The 1,551-nt window shown below is 72.8% G+C and carries 1 protein-coding gene; it reads right to left on the minus strand.

Annotated features, from left to right (window positions below):
- Positions 1-116: 116 nt before the first annotated feature.
- Positions 117-1,280 (minus strand): adenylate/guanylate cyclase domain-containing protein, encoded by a 1,164-nt coding sequence (locus tag ACFV0Q_RS41545; protein WP_385013299.1) that lies wholly within the window; start codon positions 1,278-1,280, stop codon positions 117-119.
- Positions 1,281-1,551: the final 271 nt, after the last annotated feature.

Genomic DNA, 1,551 nt, shown 5'->3' on the forward strand with positions numbered 1-1,551 from the left:
GCTCCTGGCCGAAGCGATTCGCGGCGCCACACCACCGTCCCCATGACGCCGCACCCCGACGAACTCCCCGAAACGGACCTCGTCCACAGCCACGCCACCCTCCCGGTTAACGAACGTTACCCGGGGATCTTAGGCGTCCTGCGCGTCAGCGACCAGGGCTCCACGACACCCAGACCGCGCACCGGCCGCTGCCACATCGGCTGGAGCGCGAAGCGGTAGGCGCCGCCGCCCTGCTCGGCCTCGGCGTCCTTCTCCGACTTCGGGGCGGCCCCGGTGCGGCCCAGCTCCTCGGCCATGGCGCCGTCCACCAGCACCGCGTCCTTCGGCGCTATGGACGTCAGCCGCGAGGCCAGGTTCACCGTGGTCCCGAAGACGTCGCCCATCCGGGTCGTCACCGTCCCGAACGCTATCCCCACCCGCAGCTCGGGCATCTGCGGATCGGCTTCCATCGTCTCGATGAGCCGCAGCGCGATCTCCGCCGCCGTCGCCGCGTCGTCGGCGGCGTACAGCACCTCGTCGCCCAGGGTCTTGATCAGCCGGCCGCCGTGCGCCGCCACCAGGTCCGCCGAGGTGGTCTCGAAGGACTCGACCAGCTCGCCGAGCTCCTCCTCCTCCAGCCGCCGCGTCAGGCGCGTGAAGCCCACCAGGTCCGCGAAGCCCACCGCGAGGCGCCGGTCGACCATCTCCTCGTCGTCGGCGACCTGCACGACCCGGCCCGTGGCCGCGGCCAGCTGGCGCCGCCACACGTAGACCAGGAACTCCTCCAGCTCCGGCAGCAGCAGCTCCACCAGCGGGTACGTGACCTCGGTACGGGTCATGCCCGGCTCGGGGGGCTCCGTCAGGCCCTCCAGGAAGGAATCGATCTGCCACTCCGCCAACCGGGCGGTGGTCTGCCCCGTGGAACGGGCCACCTGCACCGCCATCGGCTCGCTCAGCAGCCCCGCCTCGACGAGACCGGCCAGCCGCCGCAGCGCCAGTACGTCGGCCTCCGTCAGGGCCTTGGCCTGCCCGATGTCGGCGAAGCCCATCGCCCGCCAGAAGCGGGAGGCCAGCTCCATCGACACCCCGGCGCTCCGGGCGGCCTGGAACGGCGTGTACCGCCGCTCGGCACCCAGGATCAGCTGCTCCAGCCGGATGGCGAGCGGATCGGCCGTGGGCTGGGCGGTGTGGTCCACCTCGTGCAGCGGAGTGTGCTGGTCACGCCCGATCGGCGTGCCGTGCCCGGCCCCGGAACCCGACCCGGAACCGGACGCGCTGGACGTAGGGTCGTCGACGGTCAAGGGCCGCCTCCTGTCCATTCCGTGCGCACTGCGAAACCGGGTGATCACCGCGGGACCGGGATCGCCTAAACCATACGGCAGGTGTGCCGTAGCTCACTCCTTCTCCCGAGAGCCCGGCGCACCTCAGGGGCCCGGCCGCGCCAAAATCCGGCCCCACCGAGCCCCCGCCGGCCCCTTCCGGCCCGGGCCGGCCAAAATCCAGCCTCGCCCGGGGGCACCTCCCAGCGGTAGCCGGGGGAGATTGAGGCGCGGGGGTCCGGGGGCGGCGCCC

Source organism: Streptomyces sp. NPDC059564 (assembly GCF_042735575.1).
GTDB lineage: Bacteria > Actinomycetota > Actinomycetes > Streptomycetales > Streptomycetaceae > Streptomyces.